General features: G+C 60.8%; 26 protein-coding genes and 1 tRNA gene. 20 read left to right on the plus strand and 7 right to left on the minus strand.

Annotated elements, in window-relative coordinates:
• The first annotated feature begins 41 nt into the window (after positions 1 to 41).
• Positions 42 to 743 carry a fructosamine kinase family protein gene (locus HMPREF2604_RS00005; RefSeq protein WP_070562106.1) on the plus strand — a complete coding sequence of 234 codons (702 nt, stop codon included), beginning with the start codon at positions 42 to 44 and terminating at the stop codon, positions 741 to 743.
• Positions 744 to 785: 42 nt separating this feature from the next.
• Here HMPREF2604_RS00005 and nadE read toward each other — a convergent pair whose 3' ends face one another.
• Positions 786 to 1,595, minus strand: a complete 810-nt coding sequence (nadE, locus tag HMPREF2604_RS00010; protein ID WP_371440681.1) for an ammonia-dependent NAD(+) synthetase — start codon at positions 1,593 to 1,595, stop codon at positions 786 to 788.
• 36 nt (positions 1,596 to 1,631) lie between these two features.
• Between nadE and HMPREF2604_RS00015 the strand changes: the two genes are divergently transcribed.
• The 6 genes from HMPREF2604_RS00015 (at position 1,632) to nrdE (ending at position 7,535) form a co-directional block, all read left to right on the plus strand.
• The gene (locus HMPREF2604_RS00015) at positions 1,632 to 2,960 is read left to right on the plus strand and encodes a sugar porter family MFS transporter (protein WP_070562110.1); all 1,329 of its coding nucleotides are present in this window, start codon (positions 1,632 to 1,634) and stop codon (positions 2,958 to 2,960) included.
• A gap of 123 nt (positions 2,961 to 3,083) precedes the next feature.
• Positions 3,084 to 3,206: a type B 50S ribosomal protein L36 gene (gene ykgO, locus HMPREF2604_RS00020; RefSeq protein ID WP_003847162.1), complete on the plus strand. Its 123-nt coding sequence runs from the start codon at positions 3,084 to 3,086 to the stop codon at positions 3,204 to 3,206.
• 149 nt (positions 3,207 to 3,355) lie between these two features.
• Positions 3,356 to 4,249, plus strand: a complete 894-nt coding sequence (locus HMPREF2604_RS00025) for an esterase/lipase family protein (RefSeq protein WP_070562113.1) — start codon at positions 3,356 to 3,358, stop codon at positions 4,247 to 4,249.
• A 386-nt stretch (positions 4,250 to 4,635) separates the two neighbouring features.
• Positions 4,636 to 4,875 (plus strand): glutaredoxin-like protein NrdH, encoded by a 240-nt coding sequence (gene nrdH, locus HMPREF2604_RS00030; protein ID WP_070522434.1) that lies wholly within the window; start codon positions 4,636 to 4,638, stop codon positions 4,873 to 4,875.
• Positions 4,876 to 4,884: 9 nt separating this feature from the next.
• Complete coding sequence (gene nrdI / locus HMPREF2604_RS00035; protein WP_070562116.1) at positions 4,885 to 5,310, plus strand: class Ib ribonucleoside-diphosphate reductase assembly flavoprotein NrdI; 426 nt, start codon at positions 4,885 to 4,887, stop codon at positions 5,308 to 5,310.
• A gap of 62 nt (positions 5,311 to 5,372) precedes the next feature.
• Positions 5,373 to 7,535: a class 1b ribonucleoside-diphosphate reductase subunit alpha gene (gene nrdE / locus HMPREF2604_RS00040; protein WP_070562210.1), complete on the plus strand. Its 2,163-nt coding sequence runs from the start codon at positions 5,373 to 5,375 to the stop codon at positions 7,533 to 7,535.
• Positions 7,536 to 7,541: 6 nt separating this feature from the next.
• Here nrdE and HMPREF2604_RS00045 read toward each other — a convergent pair whose 3' ends face one another.
• Complete coding sequence (locus tag HMPREF2604_RS00045; protein ID WP_154737106.1) at positions 7,542 to 8,186, minus strand: FadR/GntR family transcriptional regulator; 645 nt, start codon at positions 8,184 to 8,186, stop codon at positions 7,542 to 7,544.
• A gap of 183 nt (positions 8,187 to 8,369) precedes the next feature.
• Between HMPREF2604_RS00045 and nrdF the strand changes: the two genes are divergently transcribed.
• From nrdF to HMPREF2604_RS00065, 4 genes are all read left to right on the plus strand, one after another.
• Positions 8,370 to 9,359, plus strand: coding sequence for a class 1b ribonucleoside-diphosphate reductase subunit beta (gene nrdF / locus HMPREF2604_RS00050; protein ID WP_070522424.1), 990 nt, complete (start codon positions 8,370 to 8,372; stop codon positions 9,357 to 9,359).
• A 339-nt stretch (positions 9,360 to 9,698) separates the two neighbouring features.
• Complete coding sequence (ctaD, locus tag HMPREF2604_RS00055) at positions 9,699 to 11,390, plus strand: aa3-type cytochrome oxidase subunit I (RefSeq protein ID WP_070562122.1); 1,692 nt, start codon at positions 9,699 to 9,701, stop codon at positions 11,388 to 11,390.
• 103 nt (positions 11,391 to 11,493) lie between these two features.
• The gene (gene serB, locus HMPREF2604_RS00060; protein ID WP_070562213.1) at positions 11,494 to 12,687 is read left to right on the plus strand and encodes a phosphoserine phosphatase SerB; all 1,194 of its coding nucleotides are present in this window, start codon (positions 11,494 to 11,496) and stop codon (positions 12,685 to 12,687) included.
• Positions 12,680 to 13,405 (plus strand): peptidyl-tRNA hydrolase, encoded by a 726-nt coding sequence (locus tag HMPREF2604_RS00065; protein ID WP_070562125.1) that lies wholly within the window; start codon positions 12,680 to 12,682, stop codon positions 13,403 to 13,405. The genes serB and HMPREF2604_RS00065 overlap by 8 nt, the downstream gene beginning before the upstream one ends.
• Here the strand turns inward: HMPREF2604_RS00065 and HMPREF2604_RS00070 are convergent.
• The 3 genes from HMPREF2604_RS00070 to HMPREF2604_RS00080 are packed head-to-tail and all read right to left on the minus strand — an operon-like array spanning position 13,402 to position 17,372.
• The gene (locus HMPREF2604_RS00070; RefSeq protein WP_070562127.1) at positions 13,402 to 15,363 is read right to left on the minus strand and encodes an ATP-dependent DNA helicase; all 1,962 of its coding nucleotides are present in this window, start codon (positions 15,361 to 15,363) and stop codon (positions 13,402 to 13,404) included. The two genes, HMPREF2604_RS00065 and HMPREF2604_RS00070, sit on opposite strands and share 4 nt — an antisense overlap.
• A 36-nt stretch (positions 15,364 to 15,399) precedes the next feature.
• Positions 15,400 to 16,752, minus strand: a complete 1,353-nt coding sequence (locus HMPREF2604_RS00075; protein ID WP_070562131.1) for a nicotinate phosphoribosyltransferase — start codon at positions 16,750 to 16,752, stop codon at positions 15,400 to 15,402.
• Positions 16,753 to 16,793: 41 nt separating this feature from the next.
• Positions 16,794 to 17,372, minus strand: a complete 579-nt coding sequence (locus HMPREF2604_RS00080) for a CAP domain-containing protein (protein ID WP_070562135.1) — start codon at positions 17,370 to 17,372, stop codon at positions 16,794 to 16,796.
• Between the two features lie 88 nt (positions 17,373 to 17,460).
• Here HMPREF2604_RS00080 and clpS point away from each other — a divergent pair, with 88 nt between their 5' ends.
• The 7 genes from clpS (at position 17,461) to rdgB (ending at position 22,091) form a co-directional block, all read left to right on the plus strand.
• Positions 17,461 to 17,796 carry an ATP-dependent Clp protease adapter ClpS gene (clpS, locus tag HMPREF2604_RS00085; RefSeq protein WP_070522406.1) on the plus strand — a complete coding sequence of 112 codons (336 nt, stop codon included), beginning with the start codon at positions 17,461 to 17,463 and terminating at the stop codon, positions 17,794 to 17,796.
• 4 nt (positions 17,797 to 17,800) lie between these two features.
• Positions 17,801 to 18,337 (plus strand): DUF2017 domain-containing protein, encoded by a 537-nt coding sequence (locus HMPREF2604_RS00090; protein WP_070522403.1) that lies wholly within the window; start codon positions 17,801 to 17,803, stop codon positions 18,335 to 18,337.
• Between the two features lie 64 nt (positions 18,338 to 18,401).
• Positions 18,402 to 19,124 carry a rhomboid family intramembrane serine protease gene (locus HMPREF2604_RS00095; RefSeq protein WP_070562138.1) on the plus strand — a complete coding sequence of 241 codons (723 nt, stop codon included), beginning with the start codon at positions 18,402 to 18,404 and terminating at the stop codon, positions 19,122 to 19,124.
• Positions 19,124 to 19,900, plus strand: a complete 777-nt coding sequence (murI, locus tag HMPREF2604_RS00100) for a glutamate racemase (RefSeq protein ID WP_070562141.1) — start codon at positions 19,124 to 19,126, stop codon at positions 19,898 to 19,900. Before HMPREF2604_RS00095 ends, murI begins: the two co-directional genes overlap by 1 nt.
• 67 nt (positions 19,901 to 19,967) lie before the next feature.
• The gene (locus tag HMPREF2604_RS00105; RefSeq protein WP_070561735.1) at positions 19,968 to 20,735 is read left to right on the plus strand and encodes an MBL fold metallo-hydrolase; all 768 of its coding nucleotides are present in this window, start codon (positions 19,968 to 19,970) and stop codon (positions 20,733 to 20,735) included.
• A 22-nt stretch (positions 20,736 to 20,757) separates the two neighbouring features.
• A complete protein-coding gene (gene rph, locus HMPREF2604_RS00110) occupies positions 20,758 to 21,486 on the plus strand; it encodes a ribonuclease PH (RefSeq protein WP_010191250.1) in 729 nt (242 codons plus the stop codon).
• Positions 21,480 to 22,091 carry an RdgB/HAM1 family non-canonical purine NTP pyrophosphatase gene (gene rdgB, locus HMPREF2604_RS00115; RefSeq protein WP_070516103.1) on the plus strand — a complete coding sequence of 204 codons (612 nt, stop codon included), beginning with the start codon at positions 21,480 to 21,482 and terminating at the stop codon, positions 22,089 to 22,091. The genes rph and rdgB overlap by 7 nt, the downstream gene beginning before the upstream one ends.
• A 70-nt stretch (positions 22,092 to 22,161) precedes the next feature.
• On the opposite strand, the gene HMPREF2604_RS00120 is transcribed toward rdgB, so the two are convergent.
• A tRNA-Leu gene (locus tag HMPREF2604_RS00120) sits at positions 22,162 to 22,243 on the minus strand.
• Between the two features lie 143 nt (positions 22,244 to 22,386).
• Between HMPREF2604_RS00120 and HMPREF2604_RS00125 the strand changes: the two genes are divergently transcribed.
• A complete protein-coding gene (locus tag HMPREF2604_RS00125) occupies positions 22,387 to 22,782 on the plus strand; it encodes an SURF1 family protein (RefSeq protein WP_070530048.1) in 396 nt (131 codons plus the stop codon).
• Positions 22,782 to 23,138 carry a DUF3817 domain-containing protein gene (locus HMPREF2604_RS00130; protein ID WP_070530046.1) on the plus strand — a complete coding sequence of 119 codons (357 nt, stop codon included), beginning with the start codon at positions 22,782 to 22,784 and terminating at the stop codon, positions 23,136 to 23,138. Before HMPREF2604_RS00125 ends, HMPREF2604_RS00130 begins: the two co-directional genes overlap by 1 nt.
• Here HMPREF2604_RS00130 and HMPREF2604_RS00135 read toward each other — a convergent pair.
• The gene (locus tag HMPREF2604_RS00135; protein WP_070562145.1) at positions 23,135 to 23,905 is read right to left on the minus strand and encodes a DeoR/GlpR family DNA-binding transcription regulator; all 771 of its coding nucleotides are present in this window, start codon (positions 23,903 to 23,905) and stop codon (positions 23,135 to 23,137) included. The genes HMPREF2604_RS00130 and HMPREF2604_RS00135 overlap by 4 nt on opposite strands.
• Between the last annotated feature and the right edge of the window lie 59 nt (positions 23,906 to 23,964).

Here is a 23,964-nt window from a genome sequence, read left to right on the forward strand (position 1 = left end):
ATTTATCCACACGAAATGTCCCTTAAGCCTTCACCAAGACCGTGTCCCGTCCTGATCAAGCTGGCGCCGAGGCTGCTGGGTTGAGATGGCTTGCGCAGGCGCTTGCCGCCGTCGTCGTGGACGTCACCGAAGTCACCTCTACTTCTCTTAGCACGCGGCGGGTGGAGCAGGCGCGGCCGAGCGCTCCTGCTGCCCGCGCCTTTGGCGCTGCGCTGCGCACGGTCCATGAAGCGGGAGCGCCCGCCTTTGGCGCGCCGCCGGCGGGCTGGGAGGGCGCGAACTTCATTGGGCGCGTGGAGCAACCCTGCGAACCATGCGAATCCTGGGGCGAGTTCTACGCTGAGCAGCGAGTGCTGCCTTTCGTGGATGGACTGCCTCAGGGGGTGCAGGGGATTGTCCGACAAGCATGCGAGGCGATAAAAGCTGCGGACTGGGACGTGAAACCGGCTCGCATTCACGGTGACCTGTGGGCAGGTAACGTACTGTTTACTGACGTTTCGGCCGTGATGATCGACCCAGCTGCACACGGCGGTCACCCGTGGACGGACCTCGCCATGCTCGAACTGTTTGGCACGCCGTTCTACGAGGAAATCCTCCGCGGGTACGGGGCGCCCAAGGAATACGAGAATTGGGTGCCCATGCATCAGCTGCACCCGCTGGCGGTGCATTCCTTAACGCATGGGCCCGCGTATTACGGCCCGCTCGAACAGGCGGCGGAGGCCACGCTCGACGCGTTGCGTTAGCGCGATTCCATTGCTTAAGAGCGCACTGCAACAGGCAGAAGATTATTGCGGCCCAGGCGGCATGGTGCGCTTGTGGGCGCCGCGGCGCCACAGGGTCTCGATGCGCGATTGGGCGGCGGCAGGCACGTCCTTCCCCTCGAGGTAGTCGTCGATGTGGGAGTAGGTGACGCCGAGCGCTTCTTCGTCAGAGAGCAAGGGGCGGTCATCCTCTAGGTCTGCGGTGGGAACCTTCTTCCACGTGGAATCTGGTGCGCCGAGATGCTTCAGAAGCTGAGCACCCTGGCGCTTGTTGAGCCCGGCGAGGGGCAGGACGTCGGCAGCGCCGTCGCCCCACTTGGTAAAGAAGGCGGTGACGTTTTCGGCGGCGTGGTCTGTACCGATGACCAGCGCGCCGACTTCGCCGGCCAGCGCGTACTGCGCGGCCATGCGCAGGCGGGCCTTGAGGTTGCCTCGATTGAAGTCCCCCAGGGAGTCCTGGTGTAGGGCGTTGGCCACGGCGCCGTCGAGAGCCGCGGTGGCCTCGGCGATGTTGACGGTGAGGCAGTGGTCGGGCTCGATAAAGTCGAGGGCGATCTGTGCGTCATCCTCGTCGGCCTGTACGCCGTGGGGAAGTCGCACGGCCCAGAAGTCCGCGCCGTCGACGCGGGCCACCGCCAGCTGTGCCAAGCGCCCAGCCAGGGTGGAGTCCTGGCCGCCAGAGATGCCTAGGACAAAGCCCTTCGCGCCGGTTGTGCGTAGGTAGTCCACCAAAAATGCGACGCGGCGCTCAACCTCTTTTGCCGGATCGATACTGGGTTTTACGCCGAGGGCCTTGATGATGTCGTGCTGGAGGTCTATGGATTCATGTGACATGACGCCAATGGTAGCCGCCTGCGACAATAGGAACCCGTGAACAAAGATACGTACGTCATGATGGTCGCAGGTGTCGCCGCCCTGGGTGGCCTGCTCTTTGGGTATGACACCGGAGTGATGTCCGGCGCCCTCCTCTTCGTGGGGCCGGAATTCGGCATGTCCGCCCACGAGGAGGGGCTGGTGACCTCGATGCTGTTGGTTGGGGCGGCTGTCGGCGCGCTGGCAGCTGGGCGAGTGGCGAGCATGATCGGGCGGCGTCGCACCCTCATCGCCGGTGGACTCATCTTCGTGGCTGGTTCCGTGTGGTGCGCGCTTTCAAGCTCGGCCGCTGAACTCGCTGCCGCCCGCACATTCCTCGGCGTGGCAGTGGGCGCGGTGTCGATCGTCTCCCCGATGTATATCTCCGAAATCACCCCGGCGGCTGTGCGGGGCCGGATGGTCTCCCTCAATACGCTCATGATCGTCGTGGGGCAGCTGCTGGCGTATGGCGTGAACTCGCTGTTGGCTGCAAGCGGCAGCTGGCATTGGATGCTGGGGCTGGCCGCGGTCCCGGGCGCGGCGCTGGCGCTCGGCATGGTCTTCCTGCCCGATACCCCGGCATGGCTCGCGGCACAAGGGCGACCGCGTGAAGCTGCCGCGGTCAGCGCTCGGGTCGGTGCGCAGGGAGCGGAGCTGGAAACTGGCGCGCGGCCGAGTACGGGTGAATGGAACGCTGTGCGACGCCACCGCTGGATGCGCTGGGCCATCGCACTCGCCATGCTCATGGGCTTGACCCAGCAGATTACGGGCGTGAACGCCATCGTGTACTTTGCGCCCGCGATGATGAACCAGGTGGGTATCTCCACCACTAACTCGGTATATACGTCGATGGTGATCGGTGCGGTGTCCGTCGTGGCGTGCCTCGTGGGCATGCGCGTGATTGACCGGCTGGGACGCCGCCGGCTGCTGTTGGCGGGCCTAGGCGGAAACGTGGTCTCGCTCGTGGTCCTCGCGGTGGCCTATCACTTCGCCCATGACTCCATTCCGCTGGCCATGCTGTCGTTGGCGTGCATGGCGGCATTCATTGCCTTCCAACAGGCGGCGGTCTCCCCGGCCACGTGGTTGCTCATGTCAGAAATCGTGCCGCCTGAGGTTCGAGGGGTGGGCATGGGAATCGCCGGGCTGGCGCTGTGGGTGAGTAACTGGGCGGTGGCGCAGTTCTTCTTGCCGGTGGTGGAGTGGCTCGGAGGTTCGCTGGCCTTTGGAATCTTCGCGGTCTTAGGCCTCGTTGCGGTGGGATATACCCGCGCACTCGTTCCGGAAACGGCGGGGGAGCGCCTCGAGGATGTTGCCGAGCAGCTGCGCTCCCGCTACTCCGAAAGCTGAGTGTTTTGGTAATGATGCGCGTGTGGGGTAACATTTTTCCTCGTGTCATTGCTGGGTGTCTTCCCAGCTATGCTTTGAACTAATCAATCGCATCAAGATTGCGCATAACGAAAGGAGCGCCCGATGAAGGTTCGCAAGTCGCTTCGGTCGCTGAAGAAGAAGCCGGGCGCCCAGGTTATTCGCCGCCACGGTAAGGTCTTCGTGATCAACAAGAAGGATCCGCGCTTCAAGGCTCGCCAGGGCTAAGAAACGAGTTTCCTCGTCTCCGCCTTCCCCGTTTTGTGGGGAGGGCGGATTTTTTATGCCCACCTGCCTGGACAGATGCAGTTTAATGAATATAATTATCGGGCGGACTTCAGCAGGGGTCCGGAAGATAGTTGAAAGAAAGAAGAATAATGAAGAAGCGTCTCGCGGCGGCGGTGTGTGCTGCTGCAGTTGGGTTCACTGTCCCGGTAGCTCATGCTGCGGACTTTGAGTTTGAAAGCTTGGCGGATCCCTCGCTGGGAATCAACGAGCCCTCGTGCGAGCCGAGCGGCGAGGTACGTGAGCCGGTGGTGCTTCTCCACGGCACGTCGGACAATTCTTCGACGTGGAACGAACTGATCCCGGTCCTGCAGGAGGAGGGGATGTGCGTGTGGGCCTTTGACTACGGCGCGGACGACGTGACGCTGCAGAACGCGAATCCTCGTGCCAAGGCGATTGCGGACTTGGATGAGTCTGCGCGCGAAATTGCAGGGCAGATTGATTACGTGCGCGAGGTGACCGGAAGCGACAAGGTTAATCTGGTGGGCCACTCGCAGGGCGGGCTGCACATCAAGACCTACACGCAGATGTACGGTTCGGCTGAGCACGTTTCCCACGCTGTGGCCATTGGTGGCAACCTCCATGGCACAACCCTCAACGGGATGGGCGGGGTTCTGGCCAAGATGATTGCGGCGATGCCACACTTTGCTCGGTTCTTGGCAAGCTCTGCAGGTATCCAGCAAGTTGTCGGCTCTGAGTTCATGGAGAACCTCAATGCGCTGCCTGATACGGCGCCGGGGCCGCTCTATACCTCGATCTATTCGCCTGCCGACGTCACGGTGACCCCGAACTCTTCCTCCATGCTTACACCTGTCGACGGCGCCGACGTGGTCAACATCGATCTAGGGGAGCTGTGCGGAGCGGAGCCGCTGCATCCGGACCTGCCGCGGGATCCCATGACGATGAGCCAGGTGCTCTTTGGTCTGACCCGCGAGGCGGGGCAAGGGGCTGATTCTGGAACCTGTGTCGAGCCAATGCTTGATTAGATTTCATTGGCAATAAAAGGGGCCGGTATCGAGGGCGCGACCTGGGGCCGCGCCCTTTTGTGGACTTTGTCACAAACTAAGTGAATCTTCGGTAAACGTGCAGGGAATATCAACGGTGTAGTTACCGCCGTGGGGACGGGCGGAGTGATGGGGTGTCAACATGTGGGGTCGGGCCAAGTTACATCCTGGGAATACCAGGCATGTAACTACTACATGTAGTGCTAGTTGCGGGGTGCGGGCACAAAGTATAGTGTCGTTGATGTTGCTCGAGCGGCGGTCCGATATCGCTGTTCAGAGCCTGTAGGCAGAGCCGTTGAACGCTCTGCCAGTATCGAATTCAACAGTCACTCCGCGTGTAGCGCCGAAGGAAGCCAAAGGAACGTCACATGAGCATCACTGTCTACACTAAGCCCGCTTGCGTCCAGTGCAACGCCACCAAGAAGGCTCTCGACCGTGCTGGTCTCGAGTACGAGTTGGTGGATATCTCCCTCGATGATGATGCCCGCGACTATGTCATGGCCCTCGGATACGTCCAAGCGCCGGTCGTGGAAGCGCACGGCGAGCACTGGTCCGGCTTCCGCCCGGATCGCATCAAGGCCCTCACTGCGATGGTGGCGAGCGCCTAGGTTAACGCCATGTTGGTCGTGTATTTCTCTTCCGCTACGGAAAACACCCACCGCTTCGTCGAGAAGCTCGGCCTTCCCAGCGCACGCATCCCGCTGCGTCTTAATGACGAGCCCCTCACCGTGAATGAACCTTATGTTTTGGTCTGCCCGACATACGGGGGAGGGGCGTCGATAAGCGGGCAGAACACGCGGCCTGTACCCAAACAAGTCATTCGTTTCCTGAATGATGAACACAACCGCAGCTTCATTCGCGCCGTTGTAGCCGGAGGAAACAGTAACTTCGGCAGTGACTTTGGCAAGGCGGGTGACGTCATCGCCGCCAAGTGTAAGGTTCCTTATGTGTATCGCTTCGAGCTTCTCGGAACCGAGGAAGATGTCACAATTTGCCGTGAAGGCCTCCTGGCCAACGCGGCAGCTTTAGGTTTAGCCGCCTAAAGCCTCATCCGTACTATTTCGTCTCTCCATTTCGCCATAGCAAAGAAAGGCCCGTGAACGTCGTGACCACGCAACTGGGTAAGACCGTCGCCGAACCTGTGAAGCCGGCCGAGCAACTGGATTATCATGCACTTAACGCGCTGCTGAACTTGTATGACGAGAACGGCAAGATTCAGTTCGACAAGGACCGCGAGGCCGCGAACCAATTCTTCCTCCAGCACGTCAACCAGAACACTGTCTACTTCCACGACTTGGAAGAGAAGATGCGCTACCTGGTGGAAAACAAGTACTACGAGCCAGAGCTCATCGAGCAGTACGACTTCGATTTCATCAAGTCCCTGTTCAAGCGTGCCTATGCCTTTAAGTTCCGGTTTAAGACCTTCCTTGGCGCCTACAAGTACTACACGTCGTACACCCTGAAGACCTTCGACGGCCGCCGCTACCTCGAGCGCTTCGAAGACCGTGTGTCCATGACCGCACTCTTCTTGGCTGATGGTGACACGGAGGTGGCTGAACACCTCGTGGATGAAATCATGACCGGCCGCTTCCAGCCGGCTACCCCGACCTTCCTTAATGCCGGCAAGGCCCAGCGTGGCGAGCTGGTGTCCTGCTTCCTGTTGCGCATCGAGGACAACATGGAGTCGATTGGGCGCTCTATTAACTCCGCCCTGCAGCTGTCCAAGCGCGGCGGCGGCGTTGCCCTGCTGTTGTCCAACATCCGCGAATCCGGCGCGCCCATCAAGCACATCGAGAACCAGTCTTCCGGCGTCATCCCCGTGATGAAGCTGCTGGAGGATTCCTTCTCCTATGCCAACCAGCTGGGCGCTCGCCAGGGCGCTGGTGCGGTGTACCTCAACGCGCACCACCCGGACATCATGAGCTTCCTTGACACCAAGCGTGAGAATGCGGACGAGAAGATCCGTATCAAGACCCTTTCGCTTGGCATCGTGATCCCCGACATCACCTTCGAGCTGGCAAAGCGTAACGATGACATGTATCTGTTCAGCCCGTACGATGTCGAGCGCGTCTACGGCAAGGCCTTCGGCGATATTTCCATCACCGAGCACTACGAAGAGATGGTCGAGGATCCGCGTATCCGCAAGAAGAAGATCAACGCTCGCCACTTCTTCCAGACCGTCGCGGAGCTGCAGTTCGAGTCCGGTTACCCCTACATCATGTTCGAGGACACCGTGAACCGCGCCAACCCGGTCAAGACTGGGCGCATCAACATGTCGAACCTGTGCTCCGAGATTCTGCAGGTGAACGCCCCGTCAGAGCTTAACGACGACCTCACCTACAAGACCTTGGGCAGCGATATTTCCTGCAACCTTGGCTCCCTCAATATCGCGGCTACCATGGATTCCCCGGACTTCGCCTTGACGGTGGAAACCGCTATCCGTGGCTTGACGGCTGTGGCGGACAAGACCTCCATCGACTCCGTTCCCTCCGTGCGCAAGGGCAACGATGATTCCCACGCGATTGGCCTGGGGCAGATGAACCTGCACGGTTACCTTGGCCGCGAGCACATTGAGTACGGCTCCGATGAAGGCTTGGACTTCACCAACGCTTACTTCGCCGCCATCATGTACGCCGCGTTGCGTGCGTCCAACAAGCTGGCCCGCGAGCGTGGCGAGTACTTCACCGAGTTCCCCGAGTCTGACTATGCCAGCGGTGAGTTCTTCGACCGTTATGATCCGGCTGACTTTGCTCCGCGCACGGAAAAGGTCAAGGAGCTCTTCGCTAAGTCCTCGATTCACACCCCGTCGGCGGAGGAGTGGGCTGCGCTGAAGGCGGACGTCGCCAAGCACGGCATCTACAACCGCAACCTGCAGGCAGTGCCGCCGACCGGATCGATTTCGTACATCAACAACTCGACGTCCTCGATTCACCCGATCGCCTCCAAGATTGAAATCCGCAAGGAAGGCAAAATCGGCCGCGTCTACTATCCGGCGCCGCACATGGACAATGACAACCTGGAGTACTTCAAGGACTCCTATGAGATCGGCTACGAGAAGATCATCGACACCTACGCCGAGGCCACGAAGTACGTTGACCAAGGTCTGTCGCTGACGCTGTTCTTCAAGGACACCGCCACTACCCGCGATATCAACCGCGCCCAGATCTACGCATGGCGCAAGGGTATTAAGACCCTCTACTACATCCGCCTGCGCCAGATGGCTCTGGAGGGAACCGAGGTTGAGGGCTGCGTTTCCTGCATGCTCTAGTCCCTGTTAGTCCTTGTTCGCACGCGCCTCAATCAGGATGGCGCGTGCGATTTTTTCTGCCTCGGGGGAGTCGCCGCGGTGGATTGCCTCCGCTAGATCCAGGTGGCGCTGTTCGGTGCCGGCCGTGGGGTTGCGTTTGCGGGAGCCAAAGAGGGAACGCCCGCGCACCATGGACAGCAGATAGGGGCTGAGAGCTGAAAACATCTCATTGCCCGAGGCGTGGAGAACCATGGCATGAAAACGCAGGTCGGTAGCGAGGTGTTCACCGACGCGCCGCGTTGGCGTGTCTTGGAGGCGTTGGGCCAGCTCTAAGATCTCCTCCTTATCTTCTTGGGACGCATGCAGCGCAGCGAGGCCGGCGGCGACGGGCTCGATGGCAAGGCGCAGTTCATTGAGTGAGGCGCGCTGCCTGTCGCGGGATTTCTCTGAGCTTAGGCGCCACGAAATGATGGCGGGATCATAGACCGCCCACTCGCTGATGGGGAGCACCGTGATACCTACGCGGCGTGAAGAAGAGACCATGCCTAAGTGCTCTAGGGCGCGCATTGCCTCGCGGGCTACGGTTCGGGAAACTCCGAAACGCGCGCAGAGATCGGTGAGCGTAAAACGCTCACCGGCGGCAAGGGTGCCGCTGACGATGTCGGCGCCCATGGTGTCTAGAACGGTGCTGAGTAGGGGAGCGGAGGGCTCAGTCACGGGGAGCCGGTACCTCCATCGACATTCGGGGGCGTGTGAATAGGGCTTAAGTATAAAACACGCAGGAATTTTGGCCCCTAGTTTTACCGGGTACCATGGCACCAGACTCACAATAACTAGTAAGACGAGGTGACGTGCGTGTCTCACGAGTACGACGATTACATCGCTAGCCACGAGGCTCCGGTGAAGGCAATTAACTGGAACACGATTCCAGATGAGAAGGATCTCGAGGTGTGGGATCGCCTCACCGGTAACTTCTGGCTCCCGGAAAAGGTGCCGGTGTCTAACGATATCCAGAGCTGGAAAACTCTGACTGAGAAGGAGCAGGAGACCACCATGCGTGTCTTCGCTGGTCTCACTCTGCTCGATACCATCCAGGGCACCGTCGGTGCGGTATCGCTGCTTCCCGACGCCACCACTCTCCACGAAGAGGCGGTCTATACCAACATCGCCTTCATGGAGTCTGTTCACGCGAAGTCCTACTCCAATATCTTTATGACGTTGGCGTCGACTCCCATGATTAACGATGCCTTCCGCTGGTCCGAAGAGAATGAAAACCTCCAGCGCAAGGCAAAAATCGTCATGTCCTACTATCAGGGCGATGACCCGCTGAAGAAGAAGGTTGCGTCTACTTTGCTGGAATCCTTCCTCTTCTACTCAGGCTTCTTCCTGCCGATGTACTTCTCGTCACGCGCAAAGCTGACGAACACGGCCGATATCATCCGCCTGATCATCCGCGATGAGGCTGTTCATGGCTATTACATTGGTTACAAGTTCCAGCAGGGCTACAAGAAGCTCTCGGAGTCGGAGCAGGAAGAGATGAAGGGCTACGCCTTCGACCTGCTCTATGAACTCTACGAGAACGAGATCGACTACACCGAGGATCTCTACGATGAGTTGGGCTGGACCGAGGATGTAAAGCGCTTCCTTCGCTACAACGCCAACAAGGCGCTCAATAACCTAGGCTTCGAGGGGCTTTTCCCGGCTGATGAAACCCGCGTGTCCCCGGCCATCCTGTCCTCCTTGTCTCCGAACGCGGATGAGAACCATGACTTCTTCTCTGGCTCCGGTTCCTCCTATGTGATTGGCAAGGCGGAGGAAACCACCGACGAGGACTGGGACTTCTAAGTACCATCCACTGCCACGCCGCACCTCCTAGAACGATCAACCGAAAGTTTGATTCTTTCAGGGGGTGCGTTTTCGGGTTTTAGGGGCCCGCACACTCGGCCATCTGTGTTCTAGATCACCGCCTGGTGAGGCATGGTGTAGCGGGTCTGCCACGTACAAGGGGTTATCCGGATAAAACGGGGCTAGCAAGGGCTACGGGGAATATCAGAGCGCTGGAAATTTGGCCCTGAGGTGCCCTAATATAAGGCGAGTAAACCTAGGTGTTTAATCACTGGGCGTGTGGCGCGATAAAACGCGTGATACCGATGTGGTTAGACGCTTGTTCTTCAGGAGGATTTTATGACCGCTGTGGCGCCACGGCTCGACGATTACGTCGCGCCTACACGTCCGGAGCCGACTGGTAACGCAAAGACCGGTTCCAAGGCGTGGATGTTGCTAACCACCACCGACCACAAGCAGCTGGGCATCATGTACATGATCATGGCCTTCAGCTTCTTCTTCCTCGGTGGCTTCATGGCTCTGCTGCTTCGCGCTGAGCTTTTCACCCCAGGATTGCAGTTCCTGTCCAACGAGCAGTTCAACCAGCTCTTCACCATGCACGGCACCGTCATGCTGCTGCTGTTTGCAACACCAGTGGTGTGGGCATTCGGTAACTATGTTCTGCCTCTGCAGATTGGCGCACCGGATGTGGCCTTCCCGCGTCTGAACGCTTTCGGTTTCTGGATTACCTTGACCGGCGGCATCGTGATGCTCGCGGGCTTCTTGACTCCGGGCGGCGCTGCTGACTTCGGCTGGACCATGTACGTCCCGCTGTCTGACGCGGTTCACACCCCGGGTATCGGCGCTGACATGTGGATCGTCGGCGTGGGTGCTACCGGTGTCGGTACCATTGCTTCCGCCATCAACATGATCACCACGGTCCTCACCCTGCGTGCACCGGGCATGACCATGTTCCGTCTGCCGGTCTTCACCTGGGCGGTGTTTACCGCATCTGTCATCGTCTTGATGATCTTCCCGCTGCTGACCGCTGCAGCTCTGGGTGTTCTCTATGACCGCAAGCTGGGCGCCCACATCTTCGACTCCGCCAACGGTGGCGGCATCCTGTGGCAGCACCTCTTCTGGTTCTTCGGCCACCCAGAGGTCTACGTCTTGGCACTCCCGTTCTTCGGCATTATCTCTGAGGTTGTCCCGGTCTTCGCCCGCAAGCCGGTCTTCGGTTACATCGGCCTGGTCTTCGCCCTGCTGGCAATTGGTGCACTGTCCATGGCCGTGTGGGCTCACCACATGTTCGTCACCGGTGCGATTCTGCTGCCGTTCTTCTCCTTCATGACCTTCCTCATTGCGGTTCCGACCGGCGTGAAGTTCTTCAACTGGGTCGGCACCATGTGGAAGGGCCACATCACCTGGGATACCCCGATGATCTTCGCCATGGGCTTCCTGGCAACCTTCCTCTTCGGTGGTATGACCGGTATTATGCTGGCCTCCCCGGCACTGGACTTCCACCTTGCTGAGTCCTACTTCCTGATTGCTCACTTCCACTACACCCTGTTCGGTACCGTGGTGTTCTCCGCCTTCGCTGGCCTGTACTTCTGGTTCCCGAAGATGACCGGCCGTATGCTCGATGAGCGCCTGGGCAAGATTCACTTCTGGCTGACCTTCATCGGCTTCCACGGCACCTTCCTGATTCAGCACTGGGTGGGCAACATGGGTATGCCGCGTCGTTACGCCGATTACCTGGAGTCTGATGGCTTCACGGTCTTCAACCAGATTTCCACCATCTTCTCCTTCGTTCTCGGCGCCTCGGTTATCCCGCTGATTTGGAACGTCTTCAAGTCCTGGCGTTACGGTGAGATCGTCACTGTGGACGATCCGTGGGGCTACGGCAACTCCCTCGAGTGGGCCACCTCCTGCCCGCCGCCGCGCCACAACTTCGTGTCGCTGCCGCGCATCCGTTCCGAGCGCCCGGCCTTCGAGCTGCACTACCCGCACATGGTTAAGCGCATGCGCGAGGAAGCACACGTCGGCCACTAAGCACTCACTAGCTGAGTACTCCTGAAAACGCCGCCTCCCCATCACCGCGATGGGGAGGCGGCGTTTGCCGTAGGTGAAAAGATTACGAACGTGGTGTGAGATAATAGGCCCCGTGGATAGTCAAAGTGAACAAGTCTTCGCCGTTGTTACCGCCTCCGGCCCCGATAAGCCAGGCGTGTCGGCGGCCTTCTTCCGCGTACTGGGCTCTCATGATGTGGAGCTCGTCGACGCCGAGCAAGCCATCTTCTCCGGTCGGATTTCGCTGTCCGCCTACATTCGGGTTCGTGCCTCTCGCCTTGAGGCATTGGAGCAAGGATTGCGCAATACGTTGAGCATCTACGCGCAGTCCATCAACGTGGACCTGCGAGAAGAAGAGTCAACCTCACGCCCGCGCTCGACGCACGTCGTCGTGGTTCTGGGACGCCAGCTCAACGCCAGCCAGATGTCCGCCATTGCTAAGGAACTGGCTAACCTCAACGTCAACATCGACCGGATCCGCGGGCTCTCCACTTATCCGCTCAATGGCTTGGAGCTGTATATCACGATCGATGGTGCTGCCGATCCTGTTCGCGCCATGCTGGCCCGCCTAGCTACCGAGCAAGGCGTCGACATCGCCATCGAGCGCTCTGGCCTGCAGCGCCGTTCGAAGCGGCTTATCTGCTTTGACTGCGATTCCACCCTTATCACCGGCGAGGTCATAGAAATGCTGGCCGCCCACGCCGGCAAGGAAGCCGAGGTTGCCGCAGTGACCGAGCGCGCGATGCGCGGCGAGCTGGACTTCGAGCAATCCCTACGCGAGCGTGTCGCCACCCTGGAAGGTTTGCCGGAGTCCGTCATCGCAGAAACCGCCGCCGATATTTGCCTGACCCCGGGCGTGCGGACCACCATCCGCACGCTCAAGCGCATGGGCTACCGCGTTGCGGTAGTCTCTGGTGGCTTTATCCAAGTCCTCGAGGCTCTGGCACGGGAACTCGACCTCGACTACGTGCGCGCCAACACCCTCGAAATCGTGGACGGTAAGCTCACCGGCCGCGTCATCGGTGACGTGGTGGACCGCAAGGCCAAGGAGAAGTTCCTGCGCGAATTCGCTGCGGATTCGGGTCTGAGCATGCTGCAGACCGTTGCCGTCGGCGACGGCGCTAACGATATCGACATGATTTCCGCCGCCGGCTTGGGCATCGCCTTCAACGCCAAGCCAGCGCTGCGCCAGGTTGCGGATACCTCCGTCAACCACCCGTACATGGATGAGATCCTGCAGATCCTCGGTATCCCGATGGAAGAAGTTGCCAGTGAGTAATCTCCGCGAGGCCCATCGCCGTCTTGCGGCTGCGTGTAGCGAGCGCAGTTGGCGCGATGACCCTGAGGACCCGAACAAACCCGAGACCATTCAGGCGATGCAGATCGCGCTCAACCTGCCCAAGCAGGATCCGCCCGCGCGCACCGAGGTGCTCGAGGCGGCAGCTAAAGGCGTCGTCAAGCTCTGCCTCGATGATAGGGCTGGCCAGGATGGGGCCATCGCCGAGGCCCTAGGGCAGTGGTACGGGCACCGCATCCGCAAGGTGGCGCGCCGCGCACGCAACAAGGCCTGGCGCGATGTGCAGACCCTGCCCGGAGTCACCGTGGATGATCGCGCCCGCGTCTTCCTCCCCTCGGCGGTGCAGGACGTGCACCCACTCGTGGCGAAGCTGCAGATCGGCCACACCGATCTGCCCCAGGATGAGCCAGGGCCCGCGCTTGGCGACGCCCCCGTGATCTACGTCGACGCCTCCCTCGCCATGAGCGCGGGAAAGGCCGCAGCACAAGTAGGGCACGGCTCAATGCTACTGGCCGCGGCGATGAGCGCCGAGGAAGTGGAGGACTGGGCAGCACAGGACTTTGTGCTGTCCGTGCGCGAAATCCCCCATGAGGAGTTTGCCGTGGCTTGTACGCGTCAGGGAGCGGTGGTGGTGCGCGACGCCGGCTTCACCGAGGTCGCCCCGGACTCAGCCACGGTGTGCGCGCTGCGCCGCCCCTAGCGGGCCTCAACTAGGCGCTTGAGCGCGCCGCGCACGACCTGCGGGTCGCTCGTGGGCCACATCTGCGGCATCGAGGCGCGTAGGTAGGAGCCATAGCGCTTGGTTTCCAAGCGGCTATCGAGGACCGCGACGACCCCGCGGTCCGCAGTGGAGCGCAGGAGGCGGCCCGCGCCTTGGGCCATAAGCAGCGCCGCGTGCGTAGCGGAAACCTCCATAAAACCGTTGCGCCCAGCCGCCTTAGCTGCTTCGGTGCGCGCTTGCATGAGGGGATTATCCGGGCGGGGGAAGGGGATACGGTCGATGAGCACCAGGGAACACGCGGGGCCCGGGACGTCGACACCCTGCCAGAGAGTGAGCGTGCCGAACAGACAGGAGTTCTCGTTCTTCGTGAACTTATCAACGAGCGCGCCGATGGAGTCCTCGCCTTGGAGATAAATATCGAAAGGGAGCGTGGGCTTGAGTTCCTCGGCCGCTTGTTGTGCGGCCCGGCGTGAGGAGAAGAGACCGAGGGTGCGCCCGCCCGCGGCCATGATGAGCTCGCGGATTTCCTTAAGCGTCTGCGGGCTGAGTCCGTCGCGGCCCGGCTGCGGCAGGTGCGCTGCGGTATAAAGGATGCCGCTGCGCGCGGGGTCGAAAGGATAGCCCACGTCGAGACTATCCCATGTACCTTTGGGCAGGCCCCATTGTGCGGCCATGGCGTCGAAGCGCCCGCCCAAGGCAAGCGTGGCGGAGGTCAGCACGACAGTCTGTTCGCCGAAGAGCTTTTCGTGCAACATGCCGGCGATGGAGAGCGGGGCCACGGCCAGGGTGTCGTTTAGCGTGCGCTCATCGCGTTCCAGCCACACCACGTCGGCGTGTGCTGCGGGGTCACCGGTGGCGAAGACGTCGAGGATGCGGGCGATGGCTTCGACGAGGCTGCCGAGGTGATTGGCCAGGTTTTGGCGCTCGGCAGATTTTTCTGGGTCTTGGGCCTGTTCGCCTTCGGGGGCGCGGGCGATGGTCTCGCGGCAGTCGCTTAACGTGTCCGCGAGGCTCATGAGTTGTTGCTTGGCTTCCTCCGGAAGATCGGTCCAGCGGCCCGGCGTGAATTCACCGAGTAGTTGGCTCAGTTCATTGGCTTGTTCGCTCAGCCGCTGGTCTTTGCCATTGGCGCCGAGGGACTTGGCGCGGTTGGCCGCCATTTTGAGGGCGCGCCCGGTGATCTCGGCGGTAGAGACCGAGGTGATGCGGCCATCTAGCTCGTGTGCCTCATCGATGATGACGACATCGTGCTCTGGCAGGATGTTGATGTCTGCCACCGCATCGATGGCGAGCAGCGCGTGGTTGGTGACGACGATGTCGACGTCTGCCGCGCGGCGCCGCGCGAGCTCCGCGAAGCAGTCCTCGCCGTGCGGGCAGCGGGTAGCACCAAGGCACTCATTGGAGGTGACGGAGACCTGCCGCCAGGCTAGATCAGGCACTCCCGGTTCGAGGTCCTCGCGGTCGCCCGTCTCGGTGTCCTCCGCCCACTCGTAGACGCGCTGGACATGGCGGCCGAGGCTGGAGATGGCGTCCTGATCGAGCAGGGCGTCTTCGTCGTCAAGCTCAGCGGCGCGGGAAACCTTGTTGAGGCAGACATAGTTGGAGCGACCCTTCATGATGGCGAAGGTCGGCTTCTTTTCCAGGTGCGGTTCGAGGGCCTCGGCGAGGCGCGGCAGGTCTCGTTCCACCAGCTGGCGTTGCAGTGCCAGCGTGGCCGTGGAAACAATCACGGTGTGCCCGGTCTCTTGCGCGTGGCGAAAGGCAGGGACGAGGTAAGCCAGTGATTTACCCGTACCCGTTCCAGCTTGCACGGCGAGGTGGCGCTCTTTTTCCAGCGCGGTGGTCACGGCTTCCGCCATGCGCACCTGGCCGGCACGCCGCGCACCTCCGAGGGCGGAGACGGCAGCGTCGAGGAGGTCAACCGTTGAGTCCTGCATTTGAGTCAGTCTAGTCGGTTGCCTCCCGCACGCATCCTATGAGCCGAACCCGATGAAGCGGGTCGGCACCGCAGGTTCGTCGCGGGTCAGAGCCAAACCTTCCCACGGCAGAGTGGTGATGGCGTGGGCTAGGTACTCGCGGGCTTCGTGGAGGGTGGGCAGATTGTCCATGATCTCCCCGTCGCGCATGAGCGGCACCGTCATGTCGCGGGTGCTCAGCGTTCCGGTGTCTGGATCTTCGGCGGAGAAGGGGAGCACGAGCTCCTCGACGGCCACCCCGGAGGAGCGGTAGGTGCGCAGGGAGCGCTTTGCCCCGCCCTGCGACTTCTTCGAGGAGGAACGCTTGGCCACGGGGTGGCCATCGACCTCGACGACCTTGTACACCATGCTGGCGGTTGGGGCGCCAGAGCCGGTGACCACCGAGGTGCCCACGCCGTAGACGTCGACGGGATCTCCGCGCAGGCCAGCGATGGCGAACTCGTCTAGGTCGGAGGAGACAACGATCTTCGTGTTGTGGTTGCCCAAGTCATCGAGCTGTTTGCGCACGCGGCGGGTGACAGCGGCCAAATCGCCGGAGTCGATGCGAACGCCGCCCAGCTCGGGGCCGGCTACCCGCACGGCGGTTTCCACGCCCTTGGTGATGTCGTAGGTATCCACCAACAGGGTGGTGCCCACGCCGAGGGTTTCGATCTGTCCGCGGAAGGCCGCCTCCTCGTTCGGGGTTCCGTCTTCGTTGACGTGCGCGAGCGTCCATGCATGCGCCGCAGTACCGGAGACCGGGATGTCGTAGCGGTAGCCAGCTTCCAGGTTGGAAGTGGCCTGGAAACCGGCTAAGTAGGCGGCGCGGGCGGCGGTGACGGCGGCGTACTCGTGCGTGCGGCGCGAGCCCATCTCGATGATGGGGCGGCCATCCGCAGCCACCACCATGCGTGAGGCCGCAGAGGCCACTGCGGAATCGGAATTCATGATGGACAGGATCACGGTTTCCAGGATCAGGCATTCGCCAAAGGTTCCGCGCACGGTCAGCAGCGGCGAGTTGGGGAAGTACAGCTCGCCTTCGCGATAGCCGTCGATGTGCCCGGAGAAACGGTAATTAGCCAGGTACTCCTTGGTCTCTGCATCGAGGAAGTCCATCTCCGCCAGCTGCTGAGCGGTGAAGCGGAAGTCTCGGACTGCGCGAAGGACACGCTCGGTGCCGGCGACAACACCGTAGCGCCGCTCGTTGGGGAGGCGGCGGGCAAACACTTCGCAGGCCACCTGGCGGTGCGCGGAGCCATCGCGCAGCGCAGCCTGCAGCATGGTCAGCTCATACTTATCGGTAAGCAGGGCCGTAGAACGATCGCTGGGCGCGATCCCAGAATCCTGGACGTTGTCTGAGGTAGTAGTCACATCGAAGATGCTACTCAGCGCGTACCGAAAAATCAGCAGTTCTATGCTTCGAGCTGAATGACAACGTAGACTTCGCCGTCGCTGTAAGCCGTGCCCACCGCAGCGGTGGTCATGCGGGCATCGCGCAAGGCGGCCACGTGGGAGGGGGAAGCTCGGAAGGCTTCGACAAACTCATATCCACTCGCCGTGTCCAAAGGAAGGTGGTGCTGGACCATCTGCACGTTTTCTTCAGATGGCCCTTCTTCGTGTGTTACCGCGTTGCATTCTGCCTTTTCGCGGGCAGCGGTTTGGCGGTCGATCCCGGGCACCAGCGGGGTTAGGCCATCCTCCTTACGCCACGTGTTGAGCGCCTCTATGAGCTCATCCTGGATGGTGGCGAGCTGGCGTTGGACGGGGACGTCGGGAAGCTCGTAATCGCACGTCGCCGGCGCGGGAGGCTCAGAATCCTGTGAGCTGCCGTTATCGGAGGGGTTGGTCAAGCTGAGCACGGCGGTCACGAGCGTGCCACCGAGGACCAATACGGTGATGATGCGCTGCACGAGAGGCACAAGGTCTTCTCTTGAGGGTTGGCGTCCCGCGAGAATGTCAGTAACGGCTGGGGGAAGGGAGAAAGAATTCATCGATGCCACCTGCAAACGACAATCAGGTTAAAGGTCGAAGACAGTATAACTGTTCGCGCGATAAAAAAATTTGGCTAGTGTAGAGGACATGAAAGCGCACAACGAAACGTCCGCAGTCGTGGTGATGAGTTCGCCCATGGCCACCCCGGAGCTGGATGAGGCGATTGACGTCGACGTCGCCACGAGCGAAAACCTGCCGTGGATGTGCATTGTCTGGGATGACCCAGTCAACCTAATGAGCTACGTTTCCTACGTGTTCCAGACCGTTTTGGGTTATGACAAGAAGCGAGCTAACGAGCTGATGATGCAAGTCCATACCGAAGGTAAGGCGGCAGTGTCCTCGGGCGAACGCGACAAGGTTGAAGCTGACGTGAAGAAACTACAGGTCGCCGGCCTGTGGGCCACGATGCAGCAGGCAGGATAAGAGTATGCAGACGTGGAAGAAGAAAAAGTCCTTCATGCGTGGTGCGAAGTACACCACGGTATTCGAGCCCATGGAGCGTGAAGTCCTCGGTGATCTCACCGCGACGGTCTCCGAGGCCATCATCGCCCGCGCGCAGTCAGCGCCGAAGGATGAATTAGCGGACATGCTCGACATGCCCACTGGCCACACCGAAGCACCGGAGGATCCGTCACTGGCCCGTCTCTTTCCAGACTTCCAGAAGCCAGGGGATGAGGAGTTCGATGGTGATAATTCGCTGCTGCGCTCGCTGCACGAGAATGACATCGCGCGCGCCAAGCTGGAGAATCTCCAGGTGATTAACACCGCCCTTGGCCCCACCGGCGGGGTAGAGGTGGCTATCAGTGAGGAAGAGGCGCATGCTTTCCTCGCCGGCCTCAATGACCTGCGCCTCTACATTGCTGCGGGAGACGTGCCGCAGGATACCCCCGGGGCAGACCGCGATGCGCTCGTGGAATGGCTGGCCTTCTGCCAGGATTCGTTGCTCAACGTCATCATGGACTAGCAGAAGCGCAGGCCGGGATTGGAGACGTAGTCCTTGCCTCACGCTTGCTAAAGTTGGAGGCATTATGACCACGAGTGGACCCTTTGGCCAGCAGCAATCGCATGAGCCCAACCCTTTCCAACCCCGCCCGGCAGGACCGGGAACGGGGCACCAACCCGTACTCAACAAGGGGGACTCGAAGAACTACACCCGGACCGGACGTTTAAAAACGGCTGCGTCTTTAACGGTGGGCTTCCTGGCCGTCGAGTGGATCATCCACATCATCAACTTCCTGTTCTTTGGAAGCGAGCTGGGACAGTACGGCATTCACCCGTTGGATTTCAACGGTATCTGGGGGATCTTCACCGCGCCGCTGCTCCACGCAAACTTTGAGCACCTCATCGGTAACTCGCTGCCAGGTGCGGTGTTTTGCTTCCTGATTGGCCTATCCGGGCGTAAGGCGTGGTGGGAGGTCACCATCATCGTGGTACTCATCGCTGGTGTTGGCACGTGGCTGCTGGGCGGGCCGGGAACCTCGCATATTGGAGCCTCGGGCGTGGTGTATGGCTGGTTGGCCTACCTCATTGTGCGGGGTATCTTTAACCGCTCGTTGAGCCAGTTCCTCGTTGGCTTAGGCCTTGGTTTTGCCTACTCCGGCCTCATCTGGGGCGTGCTGCCCATCTATGAGGGAGTGAGCTGGCAGGGCCACCTTTTCGGTGCCATTGGCGGCATCGTCGCGGGCATGGTGATCACCTCTGATGACCCGATGAGAAAGGTTAAGCCTGCGCCTCGAGGAGTGATGAACTAATGCCTGATGCAACCTCTCCCATTGGGATTTTTGATTCAGGCGTAGGCGGACTCACCGTTGCGCGCACAATCATTGAGCAGCTTCCCAACGAATCCATCGTCTACATCGGCGATACCGCCCATGCCCCTTATGGTCCGCGGCCCATTGCCCAAGTGCGGGAGCTGTCCACGGCGATTGCTGATGAACTCGTGGAGCGTGGCTGCAAGATGCTGGTGATTGCGTGCAACACCGCCACCGCAGCCTTCCTCCACGATGCCCGCGAGCGCTACGACATTCCGGTCGTCGAGGTGATTCGCCCGGCCGTGCGCCGTGCCATTGCCACCACCCGCAACGGCAAGATCGGCGTGATCGGTACGGAGGGCACCATTAATTCAGGTGCTTACCAAGATCTTTTTGCGGTCAACCCGAACGTTGAGTGCGAAGCAGTTGCTTGCCCGGACTTTGTGAACTTTGTCGAGCGCGGCATTACCGCTGGGCGTCAGATCCTCGGTGTGGCGGAAGGCTACCTCGCGCCGCTGCAATCGGCGGGGGTCGACACACTCGTCCTCGGCTGCACGCACTACCCGCTGCTCACAGGCGTCATCCAGCTCGCTATCGGTGACAACGTCACCTTGGTGTCTTCCGCCGAGGAGACCACAAAGGACGTTTTGCGCATCCTCACCAACACGGACATGCTTGCCCCGGCGGGGCAAGTGCCATCCCGCAGTTTTGAGTGCACTGGTGACCACACGGCGTTCGAGCGTTTGGCTACGCGATTCCTGGGACCCAAGATTTAGCACCGGCAAAGATGTACAATCGAGCCAAATCTCGCATCCCCCATTGTTTCGTGGAACTATTGAACGCATGAAGCTGACCATCCTAGGCTGTTCCGGGTCGGTGCCCACTGTGGGTAATCCGGCCTCTGGCTACCTCCTGTCATTCCCCTCGGCTCCGTCCATCATCATGGACCTCGGCCCGGGTACGCTTGCTCGCCTGCAGGAACTCCAGGATCCTTGCGATGCTCACGTGGCATTAACGCATCTCCACGCTGACCACTGCCTAGACTTCCCGTCGCTGATGGTCTGGCGCCGCTTCCACCCCACGGCCCCGGCAGCTTCCCGCAATTTTTGCCTCGGCCCGGCGGCGACTGAAACACACTTGGGCCGGTTGTCATCGGATGCTCCGGATGGGGTGGATGATATGAGCGATTCCTTTGCGTTTAGTCCGTGGGTGGATCGTGAGCGCCAGCTTGTCGACGATGTCTACATCACGCCTTTCCGTACCGTGCACCCGGTAGAAACATATGCCCTGCGGGTCGAGCACACGAAGACCGGCGCAACTGTGTGTTATTCGGCGGATTCCGCTTATACGCCCGCGCTCGTTGAGGCTGCCCAAGGCGTGGATGCTTTCCTCTGTGAGGCTGCATGGGGCGAGACTTCGGAGGATAAGGCTCCAGACATGCACATGTCGGGAGCAGAAGCTGGGCGCCTAGCGCGTGAGGCTGGGGTAAAGAAGCTCGTGCTTGTTCACCTACAGCCGTGGGGCGATGTCGCCGCAACATATGCCGCCGCTGCCCGCGAGTTCGACGGAGAGATCGTCGTCGGCGCCGCTGGGATGGAGCTCGAGTTCTAACACGCGCGGTAGGGTAGTGGGCATGACTGATTTCACTCGTGCTGATGGTCGCGCGCTCGACCAACTCCGTAGCGTTCGCATTACCCGTAATTTCACCACCAACCCGGCTGGGTCGGTGCTGGTGGAGTTCGGCAACACCCGAGTTATGTGTACGGCTTCCGTGGAATTCGGGGTGCCGCGTTTTAAGAAGGATTCCGGCGAGGGCTGGCTGACTGCTGAGTACGCCATGCTGCCTTCTGCAACCCACGAGCGCATGCCGCGCGAGTCGATGAAGGGCAAGGTCAAGGGCCGCACCCACGAGATTTCCCGCCTGGTGGGCCGCAGCCTGCGCGCCGCCGTGGACCTGTCTGAGCTGGGGGAGAACACCATCCAGCTGGATTGCGACGTGCTGCAGGCAGACGGCGGTACCCGCACGGCGTCGATCACCGGCGCGTATGTGGCGCTGGCTGATGCGATTGCCTACCTCAAGGAGGAAGGCGTCGTCCCGGGCGAGCCACTTCTGGATCCCATCGCTGCGGTTTCCGTCGGCATCATCGACGGCCACGTGTGCCTCGACCTGCCCTATGAAGAGGACTCCCGCGCGGAGGTCGATCTCAACGTGGTGATGCAGGAAGGCGGAGACTTCGTTGAGATTCAGGGCACCGGCGAGCACGGTCTGTTCGGCCGCGCGGAGCTCAACGACATGTTGGACGTGGCGCAGGCCGGTTGCGCCCAGCTTATCGACGCTCAAAAGGCGGCCCTCGGATGGTAAAGCTCCTCGTCGCTTCGAATAATGCCAAGAAGCTCAAGGAACTAGAGAAGATCCTCGCCGATGCCGGCATCGCGGGCATCGAGCTGCTCCCGCTGTCCGCGGTGGAAGCTTACCCGGAGCCCGTGGAGGATGGCCGCACCTTTGCCGACAACGCGTTGATTAAGGCGCGCGCCGGGGTGCAGCACACCGGCTTGGCAACGATTGCGGATGATTCCGGCCTCGCGGTGGAAGAACTCAACGGCATGCCTGGTGTGCTCTCGGCCCGGTGGTCGGGCGGACACGGCGACGATGAAGCGAATAATCGTTTGCTGTTGGGGCAGATGTCCCACGTGCCCGCGGAGCGTCGCGCAGCAGCATTCGTGTCGGTCTGTGCCCTGGTGACCCCGGATGGCCAGGAGCACGTGGTGGAGGGCCGGTGGCCAGGCTCCTTGCTCACTGCGCCGCAGGGCGAGAATGGCTTCGGCTACGATCCCCTCTTCCAGCCCGAGGGCGAATCCCGTTCCGCCGCGGAGATGTCCCCGGAGGAAAAGAACGCGGTGTCGCACCGTGGCCGCGCACTGGCGCAGCTGCGCGAACCTTTGGCGGCCCTCGCCGGGCAAGCCTAAGCGCGGCCCTGCGCGGAACTGGGAATAACAAAAGCCCCGCTCGAAATTTGCCGAGCGGGGTTTGAAATTGTGCGCCCGGTGAGACTTGAACTCACACGTCATAAGACACTAGAACCTAAATCTAGCGCGTCTGCCAATTCCGCCACGGGCGCTGGTTTCGTTGCTGCGAAGTACTACCTTCTCTGCGCAACGTCCACTAGCCTACAGGGCAGCAGGCCGCGGAAGGAAATCCACTTTTCACGGCGTGGTGGGTAGGCTGTTGTGGGTGAGCACCAACCCAGCACCGAAAAAGCGGATGAAGGTTCGATGGTGGCACATCGTCCTCATCGTGTTCTTTGTCGTGCTCTTTTTGTTCCTTGCCTATTGGCAGTGGACTCGGTTCCGCTCTGGCTCGGGAACCTTCCAAAATCTGGGATACGCCTTCCAGTGGCCGCTCTTCGCGGTGTTCGTGGTCTACGCATATCGCACCGCTATGCGCTACGAGAATGAGCGTATCGACGCAGAGAACGAAGCCCTCGAGCGGGGAGAAGAACCAGCTCAGTATGAAGCAAAGAGCGTGAGGTCAACCAAGGAACAAGCCGTGACCAAGATCGACGAGGATTTCCTGCCACCTCGGCCGCAGGTTGATGTGGAAACCTTCAACGCCATGAACAAACAGCGCCGCCGTCGCGGCACCGAAGAGGAGAATTAATGAGCAACTCAGTGAGCAACGCCGTCCACCCAGACCGCCAGGCCCGCATCCGTGGTCCGCTGAAGTTCTTTTCCATCGCCGCCACGGTTACCGGTATCTTCCTTCTTATTTTGGTTGTGCGCATGATCCTGCAGTACGGCGTAGGCATGGAAATGCCGTCGTGGGCCACGCTCATTGCCCAAGCCCACGGCGTGGCCTATATGGTCTACCTCGTTTCCATCCTGGTTCTTGGGCCGCGTGTCATGTGGCCGGTGAGCAAGTTGTTCACCACGGCGCTTGCCGGTGTTGTCCCGTTCCTGTCCTTCTGGATGGAGCACAAGCGTCGCACTGAAATCGTCGAAAAGTTCCAGCTTTAGGCGCCTTCCACCGGCACCATCGTGAGGTTGGCGCCGGCATCGACCACATCCTGGGCTAGATCCTGGGATAGGTCAGTCGTTGTGATGACCGTGTCTACTTGATCAAATGTGGCCACGCGGTGGGCTGACATGCGCGTGAATTTCTCTGGTGTGGTGACAACGATGACTCGTCGGGCGGCTTGGAAATAGGCCCGCTTAATGGTCGCCTCGGTGAGGTTCGGGGACATAAGGCCTACCGACGGAGTACACGCGCAGATTCCGACAATCGCGAGGTCGAAGCGCATAGACAGGACTGTTTCAACCGCTTCCGCCCCGTACACCGCAAGATCGTCGCTGTTGACGGTTCCGCCGGGAATGATGACGTCACTGCCCGGCGTCTTGGCTAATGCTGCGCCCGCGTACAGGGACATCGCTAGTGCTGTGATGTCCATGCCGGCGAGATTGCGGGCAACGGCAGTTGGTGTTGTCCCTGAGTCAACGAGCACGCAGGAGCCTGGTTCAACGAGGCGGGCAGCCTCCGTAGCAATCGCCCGTTTGCCGGCGGGATCCTCTTTTCGGCGTACCTCCAGGGGATAGCGGGCGCCCCTTCGAACCGCGGGGCGCGCTCCTCCGTGAAATCGTTCGAGGGCCCCTACTTCTTCCAGCGCCGCGAGGTCGCGGCGGATGGTAATAGCGGAAGCTCCGGTGAGTTCTTGTAATTGGCTGACCGTTTTGCTTCCTGAGTCAACGGCCCAAATGATTCTGCGCTGGCGTTCTTCCTTGTCCATGGGCTTGATTGTATCGGCATGAAATGACCATGGTTGGTGAACGCTTCAATCTTTAATCT

The sequence above is a fragment of the Corynebacterium sp. HMSC055A01 genome, from assembly GCF_001809405.1.
In the GTDB taxonomy this organism is placed as follows: Bacteria; Actinomycetota; Actinomycetes; order Mycobacteriales; family Mycobacteriaceae; genus Corynebacterium; species Corynebacterium hesseae.